The organism is Anaerosporobacter sp. (assembly GCF_965301125.1).
Genome location: NZ_CBDLAM010000085.1, coordinates 1 through 15,979, shown reverse-complemented (window position 1 = coordinate 15,979; position 15,979 = coordinate 1). Strand labels below are relative to the sequence as shown.

Here is a 15,979-nt window from a genome sequence, read left to right as displayed (position 1 = left end):
ATTTTTTATACAAAAGTACTAGGTTTTAGAAACAATTAGAAATAAAAAATATGCTAAAAAGTAATTCTAAACAAACAAAACCTTATGATAATAAAAAATAATATAAAAAATTACTATAAAACTTGAATGTTATATTGACAAACCTTAGTTAAAGTGTTATTGTAAATATAACATTTCGAAAGTTATCGAAAATATAAGAGAGTGTAGAACAGTATGGCAAAAAAGAATACAGAATTAACAAGGGGAGCTGGCTTATTGTTACCAGTAAGCAGTTTACCGTCACCATATGGTATAGGTGCATTTGGCAAAGCAGCTTTTGACTTTGTCGATTTATTAGTTAAGGCAAAACAAAAATATTGGCAGGTTCTTCCTTTGGGGCCTACAAGTTATGGAGATAGTCCATATCAATCATTTTCCGCATTTGCTGGAAATCCTTATTTTATAGATATCGATTCTTTAATAAGCGAAGGGTTATTAAAGAAATCAGAAGTAGAGGAACACTTTTGGGGGAATGATGAAAACAAAGTTGATTATGAAGCTATTTACAATAGCAGATTTGTTATTTTAAAGAAGGCTTTTGAGAGAAGTAATCATCAAACACAAAAAGAGTACATACAATTCTGTGAAGAGAATAGTTATTGGGTTGGTGATTATAGTCTTTATATGGCAATAAAAAATCATTTCGATAACAAAGAATGGCTACTCTGGGAAGAGGATATTCGTTTTAGAAAACCTGAAGCAGTAAAAAGGTTTGAAAAGGAATTAAAAGATGACGTGGATTTTTGGAAGTTCTGTCAATTTAAATTCTACGAACAATGGTTTAAGTTAAAAGATTATGCGAATGAAAAAGGAATCCAAATAATTGGAGATATTCCTCTATATGTTGCAATGGATAGTTCAGATGTGTGGGTACACGGAGATCTATTTGAGTTAGATGAAAGAAAGAAACCGATAAATATTGCAGGTGTTCCACCTGATTGCTTTTCACCAACTGGTCAAAGATGGGGAAATCCATTATATGATTGGGATAAGATGGAACAGGATGATTTTGATTGGTGGAGAAAGAGAATGCAGGCATCAGCAAAACTCTATGATGTTGTGCGTATTGATCATTTTATTGGTATTGTTAGATATTTCAGAATACCTGCTGAATGTGAGACAGCAGAGCGTGGTAATTTTAAAAAGGGACCAGGAAAGAAACTTACAAAAGTAATTATGGAATCGATTGGAGATGCAAAGATTATTGCAGAAGATCTCGGTTTAATTATTCCGTCAGTTAGAAATCTTATGAATAGCACTGGTTTCCCAGGAATGAAGATTTTACAGTTTGCGTTTAATGGAGATCCTAATAACGAATATTTGCCTCATAATTATCATTCTAGTAATACGGTTGTATATGGAGGCACACATGATAATCAAACCGTAGTAGGACGTCTTAAGACTATAGATAAATCTGAAGAAGAGTATACACTTAAGTATCTGGATATTAAAAGAAAGAAAGATATACCAGATGCTATGGTAAAAGTTGCGTATGCAAGTATCGCAGCGGTAGCGATTTGCCAGGTACAGGATATTCTTAAATTAGATGATAGTGCAAGAATGAATCTGCCATCATCATTAGGAGGAAACTGGCAATGGAGGATGACACAAGGCCAGTTAACAGAGGAATGTATACAAAATCTAAATAGATTAGCAACTATATATGGAAGATAATTAATACTAATATCTACAGTGATAACAAATGTCACGAAACAACATAAATAGAGATAATGTAAGGGAGGAACCACACGTGAGTAATTTTAAAACAAACGTAAAAACAATTCTTGAACTGGATTATTCAACAACGATTAAAGAGGCATCTACCATCCAATTATATAATGCGGTGTCAAAAGCTGCTATGCAGACCGTTAATCCAGAAGAAGGAATTACGGCAAAAGAAAAGAAAGTATGTTACTTATCAGCAGAATTCTTAATTGGTAGATTGGTATATAACAACTTATTAAATCTTGGATTACTAAATCAGTTCTCAGAATTAATGAGTGAAAACAACATTGATATTCGAATCTTTGAAGATATTGAAGATGCAGCACTTGGTAACGGAGGTCTTGGACGTCTTGCAGCATGTTTCCTTGATTCTGGTGCAACAATTAATGTTAGACTTAATGGATATGGTTTACGTTACAAATACGGTTTGTTCAAACAATACTTTGAAGATGGATTCCAAATGGAGACAGCTGATGATTGGTTAAAATGTGGAGACCCATGGTCAGTGAGAAAAGAAGAAGATAAGATTCTTATCGAATTCAAAAACCAATCTGTATATGCAGTACCATATGACACACCAGTTATTGGATATGGTGCAAAGACTGTAAATACACTTCGTTTATGGCAAGCAGAACCATTAGAAAACTTCAACTTCGAAGCTTTCAATGATTCTAAGTATGAAAAGTCAGTGAAAGATAGAATTGATGCAGAAGCAATTACTAGCGTATTATATCCAAACGATAATACGGATGCAGGTAAGAAATTACGTTTAAAACAACAATATTTCTTCTCTAGTGCTTCTTTACAAGATATTATTAGAAAATATAAAAACGTTTTCGGTAACGATTTCAGTCACTTCTCAAGTGAATATGCAATCCAATTAAATGATACTCATCCAGTAGTAGCGATTCCTGAATTAATCCGTTTATTCATGGAACAAGAGGGAATGACTTTCGCAAAAGCATTTAAGATTGCAAAAGAAACTTTTGCTTACACAAACCATACAGTTATGGCAGAAGCTCTTGAAAAATGGTGGGTAAAACTATTCAAGGCAGTTATTCCTAACGTATACAAATACGTTGTGATGATTCATAAAGCATTATTAAAAGAATTAACATCGCTTGGAATTAGTGAAGAAGATCAAAAGAAATATTATATTATCGATGAAAATGACTTAATTCATATGGCTCGTTTAGCAATCTATGCAAGTCATTCTACAAACGGTGTTGCTTGGATTCATACAGAAATTCTTAAGAATGATGCGTTACATGAATGGTACGAAATCTATCCAGAACGTTTTAATAACAAAACAAACGGTATTACACAACGTCGTTGGTTAGCTCTTGCTAATATGGAATTATCAGGTTTCATCAGTGATAAGATTGGAAACTCATGGATAACAGATCTTGATAAATTAAAAGACTTAGAAAAATTCAAAGATGATAAAGCTGTAATCAAGCAATTTGGTGAAATTAAGAATATCAAAAAACGTCAACTTGCTGATTACATCAAGAAACAAGAAGGAATTGAAATCAATCCAGAATTTATCTTTGATATTCAAGTTAAGAGATTACATGAGTATAAGAGACAATTGCTTAATGCATTCTCTATCTTAGATATCTATTACGGATTAAAAGAAGGAAGAATTAAAGACTTTAATCCTACAGTATTTATCTTTGGTGCAAAAGCAGCTCCTGGTTATTTTAGAGCAAAAGGTATTATCAAATTTATCAACGAAATCGGCAAGATGATCTCAGAAGATAAAGATGTTAACGATAAACTTCAAGTTGTATTTGTTCATAACTATAACGTATCTTATGCGGAGAAGATTACTCCAGCAGCAGATTTCTCAGAACAAATCTCTACAGCAGGTACGGAAGCATCTGGTACAGGTAACATGAAGTTTATGTTAAACGGTGCAGTTACACTTGGTACTTATGATGGTGCTAACGTAGAAATCGTTCAACAAGCTGGAGAAGAAAACAACTATATCTTTGGTGCTAGAGTAGAAGACTTAGAAAAGATTAAAGATAGCTATGATCCAAATGTTCTTTATAACTCAAATCCAAGAATTAAGAGAGTCGTTGATACACTAATTGATGGTACATTTGATGATAATGGAACAGGAATGTTCAAAGAATTATATGATTCCTTATTAAAGGGTGCAAGCTGGCACAAACCAGATAACTATTACTTATTAGAAGATTTACTACCATATGTTGATGCAAAATTACAAGCAAACAAAGATTATTCTGATACATATGCATTCAGAAGAAAATGTTTCATCAACACTGCTAACGCAGGTAAATTCTCTAGTGATAGAACAATCAATGATTATGCAGTAGATATCTGGAAGGTTAAATAGTAGAGAAACACATAACTATCGGAATGAATATGCAAAGCATATTTTATTCATGACAACAGGGGGGCAAGGTTAGTCTTCCTGGAGTCATGTGATAGAGGGGGTTTATCACTTATCTATCGCATATATATAACTTTGACGTAATGAATGTTACGGATCATTAACCAATAAGGTTAAAAAAGGAGAAAGAGGTAGAAATTATGAGAAAAGGGAAAAAAATTATCGCTTTAGCATTAACTACTGTATTAGCATTATCAAGTTTGACTGCTTGTGGCAAGAAAAACAATAATAATGCAAACACAGAACCTACAACTGGAACAGAAGCTTCTAATGAAGCAGGTACAACAGATGATACAAAAACAGATGATACTTCTGAAACAACTAAACTTGGAGACGCTACTTTAAAAGTATGGGGACCTCAAGATCAACAAGAAACACTTAGAGCAATGTGTGATGATTTCATAGCACTTCATCCAGATGATAATATCCAAATTGAACTTGGTGTAGTTTCTGAAGCAGATGCTAAAACAGAAATATTAAAAGATCCTGCAGTAGCAGCAGATGTATTTACATTCGCTTCTGACCAAATTGCTGAATTAGTTAAGGCTGGTGCTTTGTTCCCAGTAGCTATGAATGCAGATCAAATTATAGCTAACAATACTGAAAACTCAATTGCAGCTTCTACAGTAGATGGACAATTATATGCATATCCATCATCTTCAGATACATATTTCATGTACTATGATAAGAGCAAATACACTGAAGACGAAATTAAATCTCTTGATACTATGTTAGCAAAAGATTTAGGAAAAGGTGTAACAAACTTCTCTTATGATATCGACAATGGTTGGTACTTATCAGCATTCTTCTTCGGAGCTGGATGTACATTATTTGGACCAGATGGAACAGATGCAACTCAATGTGATTTCAATAATGATAGAGGTTTATTAATGGGAGAATATTTATTAAATCTTGCTAAAAACTCTAAATTTGCTAATCATGATGATGGTTTATTATTAGCAGCTTTTGAAGCTGGTACACTTGGCGCAACAGTAAGTGGTACTTGGAATGCTGAAGCTATCAGTACTTCATTAGGAGATAACTTTGGTACAGCTCCACTTCCAACAGTTACATTATCAAACGGAGAAACAGTTCAATTAGGTGGTATGGCTAACTTCAAATTATATGGTGTAAACTCACAAACTAAGAACCCAACAGCTGCTATGGCATTAGCAGAATACTTAACAGGAGAAGAATGCCAAAAGACTCGTTTTGAAAAATTCAGTTATGGTCCAACTAACTTAACTTTAGCAAATGATACAGAAGCATTATCTTCTAACCAAGCTCTTGCAGCTATGACAGCACAAATTCAATTTTCAACATTACAAACTTCAATTCCTCAATCAGGAAATTACTGGTCACCAGCTGAAGCATTTGGTACTGGATTAATGGATGGATCTATAACAGAGGATAACTTACAATCTAAATTAGATGATTTTGTAACAAATATACTTGCTACGTTAAACTAAGGTTAATAATTTCTAGTCAAGTACCCGTTAATCTATAGCGGGTACTTGATTGAAGTAAAAGAGTCTATTTAGCACAGCATATTTTATCAAGAGATAAAGGAGGCAAAGTTGTGAACAAGAATAAAAAAACGAAGTCTGATAATATTTTTAAGTTCATTGGCCGCGCATTTAAAGAGGGCGATATCTATACTAAATTATCGTTTTTCATAATGGGTTTATCAAACCTTGTTAGAGGACAAATTATTAAGGGTTTATTATTCCTTTCCATGGAACTCGGATTTATTTTCTATATGGTTATGGCAGGTGCAACTGCTTTATCAGGTATTCGTACCCTTGGAACAAAGACACAAGAACAGGTCATATTATCTGAACCTCCTTATGTAAAAGTGGTTCAAGGTGATAACTCTATGTTAATGTTACTTTACGGAGTTGTTGCATTATTTGTTTTAGCAGTATTTTTCGTTGTATGGAAAGGTAATGTTAAAGCTGCATATGAAGCTCAACAAATAAAAGAAAAAGGACAAAAGTTACCTTCTTTTATCGATGATATCAAAGCACACTTTGATTCAAAGCTTCATAAAACATTATTATTCTTCCCGATGATGGGGGTTTTAATTTTTACTGTACTACCTTTGGTTTTCATGATTTTAATTGCATTTACCAATTTTGATAATGGACATCAGCCACCAGGAAACCTATTTACTTGGGTCGGGCTTAAAAACTTCCAAACAGTATTATTCTCAGGGCAAACAATTTCTAAAACATTCTGGCCAGTACTGGGCTGGACACTTATTTGGGCAGTATTTGCCACAGGACTTAACTATATATTTGGTATGTTATTAGCGATGCTAATTAACCGTAAAGGCGTTAAATTTAAAGGATTGTGGAGAACAATTTTCGTATTATCAATCGCAGTCCCACAATTCGTATCATTACTAATTATGAGAAATATGCTTGCAGATAAAGGTCCTATTAATGGGATGCTAGAAAGTGCAGGCTTAATATCATCATATATTCCATTCTTAACACAGACAACGTGGGCAAGGGTTACAGTACTTGTTGTTAACCTGTGGATAGGTGTGCCATATACAATGTTAATTACAACAGGTATACTCATGAATATCCCTGAAGATCTTTATGAGTCTGCTAAGATTGACGGTGCCTCACCGGTTGTTATGTTTGTTAAGATTACGTTACCATATGTATTATTTGTAACAGGTCCATATCTAATACAACAATTCATAGGTAACATTAATAACTTTAATGTTATATACTTGCTAACGACGGGTAACCCCGCGTCGCTTGATTATTATCAGGCAGGTAAAACAGATTTACTTGTTACGTGGCTATATAAGTTAACGGTTAATCGAAAGGATTATTCCTTTGCTGCAACAATCGGTATCTTAGTGTTTGTTCTTTCTGCAATAATTTCACTAATTGCTTATAGAAGAACATCAGCCTATAAGAGTGAGGAGGAGTTCCAATAATGAGTAAAAAACAAAGATCAATGTCAAAAGCAAAAAAGACAGCTAATTTTTTCTCGTATCTAGTCCTCATCGTGTTATCGGTTATATGGTTAGTACCTATCGTGTGGGTTATATTAACATCATTCCGTGCTGAGACAGGTACGTATACACCTTATTTCTTTCCTAAAGGATATACGCTTGATAATTACAAGCGATTATTTACAGAAACAAATCAATTTTATTTTGCAAAGTGGTTTGCTAATACTTTTATAGTTGCTGTTTGCTCATGTTTAATCTCAACACTTTATGTATTAGCTACTTCATACGTAATGTCTAGATTAAGATTCAAAATGAGAAAACCACTTATGAATATTGCCTTAATTCTTGGTATGTTCCCTGGATTTATGTCAATGATTGCTGTTTACTACATCTTAAAAGGAATTGGTTTAACACAATCACTAGTAGCTTTAGTTCTTGTATATTCTGGTGGAGCTGGTCTAGGATTCTATGTAGCCAAAGGTTTCTTTGATACGGTTCCTAAAGCAATTGATGAAGCAGCTTGGATTGATGGAGCTACTAAGTTTCAAGTATTTACGAAGTTAACAATACCACTGTCAAAATCAATTATCGTATATACTGTATTAACTAGTTTTATGGCACCATGGATGGATTACATCTTCGTAAGTGTTATTATGGGTGATAACTATGATAAGTACACAGTAGCGCTTGGTTTATTCAAGATGTTAGAGAGAGAATTTATTAATGATTGGTTCACAAGGTATGCGGCAGGTTCCGTTCTTGTATCAATTCCAATTGCAGCATTATTTATTTCAATGCAGAAGTATTATGTAGAAGGTGCTACGGGTGGTTCTGTAAAAGGTTAAGCTTTATAAGATAAGATGCTTTGAGGCTGGCAGAAAGATGAAAGTCTTTTGGCCAGCCTTTTTTGGTCAGTAGACAATACAAATGCAAGGAGAAGGGGAAGTATTTATGAATAGCAAAAAAATATTGTCGATTGTGCTTGTAATATGTACGTTAGTATGTAGTAGTTGCTCTTCCAAATCTAAGGATGAAACCTCAAAAGAAGAAGGTAAGTCCGCAAAATATATGTATAATCAAGAACTAAATGTAATCGATGATATCTATAGAACCTATTATGAGATATTTCTATACTCCTACTATGATAGCGATGGAGATGGAATAGGAGATATTAAAGGGTTGATTTCTAAGTTAGATTACCTTAATGATGGGGATGATACAACAGATTCAGATCTGGGGATTAACGGAATATGGTTAATGCCGATTATGCCATCCACAACGTATCATAAGTATGATGTAATAGATTATTATGGTATTGACAAAGAGTATGGAACTTTAGACGACTTTAAGAACTTAATAGAGGAGTGTAATAAACGTGGAATTAAGGTCATTATTGACTTGGTGATCAATCACACATCTACTCAGAATGAGTGGTTTGAATCTGCTATTAAGAGTTTAGGTATTGAACCATGTGGACAAGAAACTTGTACAGAAAAAGATTTATGTAGAGAACATAATCCATATTGTAAGTATTATAATTTTGTAGAAGGAAAACCAGCGAGCGGTGAATATTACTCAACAGGCCAAGGAGATTGGTATTATGAAGCTGTTTTTTGGGATCAGATGCCAGATTTAAATCTTGCTGATACCAAGCTAAGAAGTAACTTTGAAGATATTATGAAGTATTGGCTTGATATGGGAGTAGGTGGATTCCGTCTAGATGCAGCAAAAGAGTTCTATTCTGGTAATACGGATAAGAATGTAGAAGTGCTAAAATGGGTTACTGACTATGTAAAAGGAATCAATAAGGATAATTATTTAGTTGCTGAGGTTTGGGATTCTTTTGGAACTATGTCTCAGTATTATAAGAGTGGGATTGATAGTCTATTTAACTTCCCATTTGCACAAGAACAAGGTAAAATCGTAAAAACACTTAATTACACAGGGGAAGATGATTCAGGTAGTAGTTTTGGTACGGCAATGGTAACAGTTCAAGATAGGTTCCAATCCTTCAATGAGAATGCAATTGATGCTTCTTTCTTTACAAATCATGATACAGCCAGAGCTGCAGGGTATTTTAATTATGATGCGAATAAGATTAAGATGGCTGCAGGAATGAATCTTATGATGTCTGGTAATAGTTTTATCTATTATGGAGAAGAGCTTGGAATGAGTGGTAGCGGACGTGATGAGAATAAACGTGCACCGATGTATTGGTCTACTTCTAATTTGTCAGGAATGTCATACGGGCCTCCGGACATGGAAACTGTTACACATAATTTTGGTAGTTATGAGGATCAAGTAGATGATCCATTATCGATCTACAATTATTATAAACGTGCCGTACGTCTTAGAAATGAAAATCCGGAGATAGCACGTGGAACAACGAAAGTAATTGATGCGCTTAATCAAGGAGAGGTAGCGGCTATTACAAGAACGTATGAAGATAGTACGATTGCAATTTTGTATAATTTTTCGGAGACAGAGACTTCTGTGAAGTTAACCGATTCAGGGTTGAGCCTAGAAGGAATTCGTGGATATTTGTCTACAGATGGTTCCGCAGTTACGCTTGAAGGAGACACATTAACAATGCCTCCATATTCTATTGTTATTTTAAAGTAGGTAATTCCATTTATAATTATAATGTCGCTATTCTTGAGACAAAACTGTCTCTCTGAATAAAATATGCATGCTAAGAAAGCGCTTTGGATACTTGTCCAAGGCGCTTTCGGGTTTATTTGTTTATATAATTTGTTCTGCTATGTTCTCGTCTGATAATAGTTTTGCCTGCTTTAATAAATACTTGTACCTCTTTTGTACCGCATTTACTTCATAAATGTAGCAATCTATTAAATCAGGATCAACAACATTCTCAAAATTAGAATAGGCGGATTCTAATGCTAATTTTGCTCTACTAATCTCAAGACGAAGAAGTTCTTCTTCTTTTCGTCTTAATTTAGATTTTTTCTTCAATTTTTGCACCTACCTTTAAATTACATGATAAATGAGTAAATACTACTCTATATATTATAGTATATTAATTGTAATTTTATTCTAATTATTTGAATAAAATTGGAAAACATAAATATATTTTAGTATGAGGACTTGTTTATAGCATTGGAGGTAGGTATGAAAAAGATAGAGTGGCTTGTTAATTTTGTATTCCGTGCCTTATTAGGTGTTGTTTTACTATATTGTATTAACAGTGTACTAGTGAACTTTGGAGTAAAGCAGGTACCAGGTATTAATGAGATTAATATAGCGTCCATAGGCTTGTTAGGTACGCCTGGAATATTAATGCTATATGCTATTATGGTTTATTATAATGTTAGGGGATGAGGGTAATAGGGTTTGGAAGTGCTAAATTGCAGGAAAATGGTAAATTGTATAAGGCAGGGGATGATTCCCTGCCTTAATAAATATAAAAAATTACAAAAAATGGTTGACAAAGTGAAAAATAAAAGTTAATATATGGAATACAGAGGTGCTTATAAGGAACTAATGTGGAGGTGATTATCTTATCATTGAATATATAGTTCTTATTATTCTATTAGTAGTTGCTACTATGTCAGATTTCAAGGCATATCGAATTCCAAACAAGCTTATTCTAAGTGGTTTGGCTCTCAATCTTTTTTTTCAAATTCTTAAAGGATCTTTTTTATCCATATTACATTGTTTTAGTATTTTATTAATAGTATGTATTACTTTTTTGCCTATCTATTATATTCGAGCCATTGGTGCAGGGGATATTAAACTTTTTGCAATGATTAGTTGTTTTATTGGAATAAGGCAAGGGATACATGTTATTGTTGTAGCCTTCCTAATAGGTGGTGTTTTTTCGATCATTAAAGTATTACGACAACACATCTTTCGTCTTCAGTTGCAATCTCTTGCAACATATATTACCCAAACGTATTATCTTAAAAAAGTTGTTCCTTATGATAGTATCTCAAGTCAAGAAAAAAATGTTATTCATTTTTCATTACCGATCTTACTGAGCACTATTCTAATAATTGGAGGTGAGTTATATCAATAGATGTTTGGTTATTCTGGACAATGATGTTACTTATGTAACGGTATTATCTAGGTATATTAGAACATGCAATTCAAATATGAGTCTGATTCAAGCCTTTACTGATGTGCCAATGTTTCTTAATTATATTAGGCAAAACAGGGTTAGTATTGCCATAATAGGTCATTTGGTAAGTTCTATGGTGATAGAAGACCTCATTCGGGCGGATATTCCTATTATTGAGTTAGTTGAAGAAAGTGATAATGCCAATGGTCTCGATATGATTTATAAATATCAATCTGCAAAGAATATCCTTAGTAGCGTTAATAAAAGATTAGTAGCAGGTCGTCAGAATCAAATAGAGAAAGGAAAAGAAGAATTAGACCATCAACTCATAAGTATCTTATCACCTACAGGTTCCATTAGCGCGGCAGCTATGGCTTTGGCAATTGCGAAATACATAAGTAAAGAGGAGAAGACCTTATACATGAACCTCAATCCATTTTGTTGTTTGGAGAAAATTCTGTGGGTGGATCATCAAAAGGGTTTCAGTGATATTCTATATTATTATCGCCAAGGAGAAAAGTCAGTTCTTAGTACACAACAGACTTATAGAATGGTAGGTAATATAGTATACATTCCACAAGTAGATCATTATTCGGATATTATATCAATGGAGTCAAAAGACATGAATCAAATAATGGAGGAGGCGAAAGAGGAATTTGGTTGTACAAAGATGGTTATATGCATGAAGCAGATTACTCCAGTCGAGGAGGTGGTATTGAATAAATCAAATGCCATTTATATAGAGCAAGTTAATGTAGAACGTTACAATACACAAAATACAATACTACTTGATATGCTTATAGCAAAAGGTATTATCCCTAATAAGGAAGTGAAGGAATTACCTTTTATAGATACAAACCAATTCAGTCACAAAGATTTTAGAGAAATTATTCTCGAGGATAATCAACTAAATATGTACATAGAACCGTTAATAAACAGTTAATTGTGTGGATAAATCCATAGAATTTTATAGGACGTGTGCATAGATTTTTTAGTAGAAATAGAGGGGAAGGTTAAATTTACGATAGGCATGGGTGGAAATGTGGAAAAGAGTAAACTTGATGAAGGTAGCATCTTTTCAGAGATAAAAGCAACTATAAAACAAAATATAATGAAAGTAATTACATCTCAAAGGGAACTAGAAGATGAACAGCTGGTAAAGTTAATTGACCAAGAGATTTTAAGTTTTGGTGAAGTCACATTTATCACCATTGAACAAAAGGTGCGGCTTCGAAAAGAGTTATACAATTCCTTAAGAAGGTTAGATGTATTGCAGGAATTAGTTGATGATGTTACTGTTACGGAGATTATGATCAATGGGGCAAAGAATATTTTTATTGAGAGGCAAGGAGCCATTACAAAGTGTGATCAGGAGTTTGAGTCGGATAGCCGTCTTCAAGATGTAATCCAAACGATTGTTTCGGAAACAAATCGTATTGTCAATGAGTCATCGCCAATTGTAGATGCTAGATTGCTAGATGGTTCCAGAGTTAATGTAGTTTTACCTCCAATTGCATTAGATGGGCCAATACTTACGATTCGTAAATTCCCTGAGAAACCTATTACGATGGAAGAACTAATTCGACTAGGAGCGCTAACTCCGGAGGTGGACACTTTCCTACAGACACTGGTTAAGGCAAAGTATAATATATTTATATCTGGAGGAACCGGGTCTGGTAAAACAACATTTCTCAATGCCCTTTCTAATTACATACCAGCGGATGAGCGGATAATAACAATAGAGGATTCTGCAGAACTACAGATTAGAAGTATTGCAAACCTTGTACGACTTGAATGTAGGAATGTTAATGTTGAAGGTAAGAATGCGATTACCATAAGAGATTTAATAAAATCTAGCTTGAGAATGAGACCTGACAGAATCGTGGTAGGAGAGATTCGAGATTCTGCAGCGATTGATTTATTAGCAGCCTACAATACTGGGCATGATGGAAGTCTATCTACTGGACATGCCAATTCGGTAAAGGATATGCTTAATCGATTGGAGGCTTTAGTTTTACAAGGTGTGGATATGCCAGTACAGGCAATTAGGAAGCAGATAAGTTCAGCAATTGATATAATTGTCCATCTTGGAAGACTACGAGATAAGTCGAGGAAGGTTTTAGAGATTAGTGAAATATTAGAGGTTTCCGGAGAGGAAATCATAGTTAATCCCTTATACCAATTTATTATGAATGAAGATAAAGAGGCAAAAGAACTGGGAAAGCTAGAAAGGACAAAGAATGGTTTAATTAGTACAGAGAAGCTTAGCCGAGCTGGTTTACAAGTTTTAGATAACTCTGAATATGATGAGAATTACGAATATGATGAGAACTTTAATGGGGAGTTGATAAGAAGATGACAAAGCAGAAAGAGTGGGATCCGGTTAACTATAGTGTATATATCATGAGTGGTCAGGAGAAGATAAAATGTTATATACAAGGATTAATAGTAGTAAGTTTGGTTTTATGGATTTTCTATCAGAGTATAATAAGTATTCTTATATGTAGCCCACTTACTTATTTCTATGTTAAGTATCAATGTAAAAAGAAGTGTAGGGAAAGAAAATGGGAGTTAACCCTACAATTTCGAGAAGGTGTTCAAGCATTAGTAGCAGCACTAAGTACAGGATATTCTGTTGAGAACGCTTTCGTTCAAGCTATAAAGGATCTTAGGCTTCTCTATGTGGATGAAACTATGATTATTCAAGAATTTGAATATATTGTATATCAGATACAGATGAATATTCCAGCCCAGAATGCCTTGGAGGATTTCGCTAGGAGGAGCACAGTTGATGATATTAAGAATTTATCAGAAGTATTTGCTATAGCAAAAAGAACAGGAGGCGATTTAGTTAAGATACTACGTTCTACAAGTAGAATGATTGGAGATAAGGTTGAAGTAACCAGAGAGATTATTACCATGATGTCTTCGAAAAAGTTTGAAGCAAATATCATGGCAGTTATACCAATCGGCATTATCCTTTATATGAAAATCTCTTCACCTGGTTTTTTGGATCCTCTTTACCATAATATAAAAGGCATACTTGTGATGACTGTCTCACTAGTAATCTATATTGTCGGTTTTACTCTAATGAATCGTATTCTAGCTATAGAGGTATAGATTGAAAATAATAGTTAGTATTCTAAGTTGGAAAAGGGGGAATGATTATTCTATTAATTAATTCTAGTATTATTATAAGTCTTATAGTATTAATTCTAGTGACTTCACAGTATCAAAAGGAGGAGATTCAGAAACTAGTTAATAATTCAGAAGGTAATCCAAAAGGTTTGATACATTTGTATCCTTCTAGTATGTTCATACTCCATCAAATATGTCGGTTAAGTATAGGGAAGAAATGCTATGAAAAAGTATATGAATCTATGCAATGCATCCATGTAAGAGAAGATCCCAAGGAAAGAACAATGCTTCATATATGTAAACTATTATCTGCAATAATAGTATTAATTTTCTGTATCAATTCTATATCTATTCTATCAATTTTATCAAAGACAAGTCTAATACAAGATTCCTATTATATTAAAAGGCCCTATTATGGTGAAGATGAGACGACGGTTTCAGTGGATGTTGGAATTAACGAGAGGAAACGGAATGTACAAGTTGAGTTACATGAGAGGCATTACACACAAGAGGATGAGATAAATCAAGTTATGGAAAAGGCAAAAGTTTATCTTGATAAAGTGGTTCTAGGTGACAATGTTTCCTATGAACATGTTACAGAACCCTTATATTTAATAGCTAAAATTCCTGATCTGCAGGTTGATGTCTCATGGGGGTTGGATCAGAAGGGGGTCGTAAGTAATTCTGGAAAAATTACAATCAGCGAGGAGGAGGTAGAAGGAATCCTAGTAACGATGACTGCAACATTAGATTATTATGATACGAAGATTTTGTATCCAATTAACATGGTAGTTTTTCCAAAAGAAAAAACAAAAGAGGAAAAGCTGCTTAAGCAATTAGAAGAGGCTGTACATAACAGTCAAGTAGAAGATCCTGAAAGTGAATATCTTAAACTTCCGGAGGTAATTGAGAATCAATCGTTAACGTATTCAGACAACAATAGTAAGGATAGAAATATACTAATTCTACTGGGGGCTATAGCGGTGATATGTATAGGCGTTGGGGGTTATACACAGCTAGAGAAGGAAAAGAAGAAGCGAAATCGACAGATGCTTCTCGACTATCCAGATATTATTAATAAGTTAGTATTACTTGTGGGTGCGGGGATGACTACTAAAAATGCATGGGGAAAAATGTGTTTGGATTATGAGAATAAATTTGAAATTAATAAAACGTCTAACAATAAACGATATGTTTATGAAGAAATGGTTGCTACTTATAATGAAATACAAAATGGTGTTACGGAGATAGAAGCCTTTGATCGCTTTGGTAGAAGAGTACAGTTAGTGCCATATATGAAATTAAGTTCTTTGTTGGTACAGAATATGAAGCGAGGTACAGCAGATTTGCTACAGTTATTAGAGTATGAGGCAGTACAAGCATTTGAAGAAAGAAAAGAGGTAGCAAAAAGACTTGGAGAAGAGGCTGGAACCAAATTATTAGGACCGATGGTTTTAATGCTATTTATTGTACTTATTATTATTATGGTACCTGCATTTATGCAGATGTAAAAGAAAGGTGGACGAAATTTGAAGAATGAAATAATTAACGTAATAAAAGGGTTTGTAAAGGAGGAAGATGGTCTTGGTGTTGTTGAACTGGT

Annotated in this window: 13 protein-coding genes; 12 read left to right on the top strand and 1 reads right to left on the bottom strand. The window is 33.8% G+C overall.

Features of this window, described 5'->3' with window-relative positions; all coding sequences use genetic code 11:
* Window positions 1–213: 213 nt before the first annotated feature.
* The 6 genes from malQ to ACW2QF_RS10640 all read left to right on the top strand — a co-directional run bounded on the left by malQ (window position 214) and on the right by ACW2QF_RS10640 (window position 9,782).
* Window positions 214–1,713, top strand: a complete 1,500-nt coding sequence (gene malQ / locus ACW2QF_RS10665) for a 4-alpha-glucanotransferase (RefSeq protein ID WP_455715988.1) — start codon at window positions 214–216, stop codon at window positions 1,711–1,713.
* Window positions 1,714–1,789: 76 nt separating this feature from the next.
* Entirely contained in the window at window positions 1,790–4,129 is a 2,340-nt protein-coding gene (locus tag ACW2QF_RS10660; RefSeq protein WP_455715987.1) for a glycogen/starch/alpha-glucan phosphorylase, read from the top strand.
* Between the two features lie 197 nt (window positions 4,130–4,326).
* Window positions 4,327–5,655, top strand: a complete 1,329-nt coding sequence (locus tag ACW2QF_RS10655; protein WP_455715986.1) for an extracellular solute-binding protein — start codon at window positions 4,327–4,329, stop codon at window positions 5,653–5,655.
* Between the two features lie 110 nt (window positions 5,656–5,765).
* On the top strand, window positions 5,766–7,142 hold the full coding sequence (locus ACW2QF_RS10650; RefSeq protein ID WP_455715985.1) for a carbohydrate ABC transporter permease: 1,377 nt from the start codon (window positions 5,766–5,768) through the stop codon (window positions 7,140–7,142).
* Entirely contained in the window at window positions 7,142–8,005 is an 864-nt protein-coding gene (locus ACW2QF_RS10645; RefSeq protein WP_455715984.1) for a sugar ABC transporter permease, read from the top strand. The genes ACW2QF_RS10650 and ACW2QF_RS10645 overlap by 1 nt, the downstream gene beginning before the upstream one ends.
* 106 nt (window positions 8,006–8,111) lie before the next feature.
* Window positions 8,112–9,782: an alpha-amylase family glycosyl hydrolase gene (locus ACW2QF_RS10640; protein WP_455715983.1), complete on the top strand. Its 1,671-nt coding sequence runs from the start codon at window positions 8,112–8,114 to the stop codon at window positions 9,780–9,782.
* A 120-nt stretch (window positions 9,783–9,902) separates the two neighbouring features.
* On the opposite strand, the gene ACW2QF_RS10635 is transcribed toward ACW2QF_RS10640, so the two are convergent.
* Window positions 9,903–10,133 carry a YaaL family protein gene (locus ACW2QF_RS10635; RefSeq protein ID WP_455715982.1) on the bottom strand — a complete coding sequence of 77 codons (231 nt, stop codon included), beginning with the start codon at window positions 10,131–10,133 and terminating at the stop codon, window positions 9,903–9,905.
* A gap of 132 nt (window positions 10,134–10,265) precedes the next feature.
* Between ACW2QF_RS10635 and ACW2QF_RS10630 the strand changes: the two genes are divergently transcribed.
* The 6 genes from ACW2QF_RS10630 to ACW2QF_RS10605 all read left to right on the top strand — a co-directional run bounded on the left by ACW2QF_RS10630 (window position 10,266) and on the right by ACW2QF_RS10605 (window position 15,887).
* Window positions 10,266–10,499 (top strand): pro-sigmaK processing inhibitor BofA family protein, encoded by a 234-nt coding sequence (locus ACW2QF_RS10630; protein ID WP_455715981.1) that lies wholly within the window; start codon window positions 10,266–10,268, stop codon window positions 10,497–10,499.
* Between the two features lie 181 nt (window positions 10,500–10,680).
* The gene (locus ACW2QF_RS10625) at window positions 10,681–11,196 is read left to right on the top strand and encodes an A24 family peptidase (protein ID WP_455715990.1); all 516 of its coding nucleotides are present in this window, start codon (window positions 10,681–10,683) and stop codon (window positions 11,194–11,196) included.
* A gap of 175 nt (window positions 11,197–11,371) precedes the next feature.
* Window positions 11,372–12,181 (top strand): hypothetical protein, encoded by an 810-nt coding sequence (locus tag ACW2QF_RS10620; protein ID WP_455715980.1) that lies wholly within the window; start codon window positions 11,372–11,374, stop codon window positions 12,179–12,181.
* A gap of 168 nt (window positions 12,182–12,349) precedes the next feature.
* Window positions 12,350–13,597, top strand: coding sequence for a CpaF family protein (locus ACW2QF_RS10615; RefSeq protein WP_455715989.1), 1,248 nt, complete (start codon window positions 12,350–12,352; stop codon window positions 13,595–13,597).
* Window positions 13,594–14,358: a type II secretion system F family protein gene (locus ACW2QF_RS10610; protein ID WP_455715978.1), complete on the top strand. Its 765-nt coding sequence runs from the start codon at window positions 13,594–13,596 to the stop codon at window positions 14,356–14,358. Before ACW2QF_RS10615 ends, ACW2QF_RS10610 begins: the two co-directional genes overlap by 4 nt.
* Window positions 14,359–14,399: 41 nt before the next feature.
* The gene (locus tag ACW2QF_RS10605) at window positions 14,400–15,887 is read left to right on the top strand and encodes a secretion protein F (protein WP_455715977.1); all 1,488 of its coding nucleotides are present in this window, start codon (window positions 14,400–14,402) and stop codon (window positions 15,885–15,887) included.
* Window positions 15,888–15,979 lie beyond the last annotated feature (92 nt).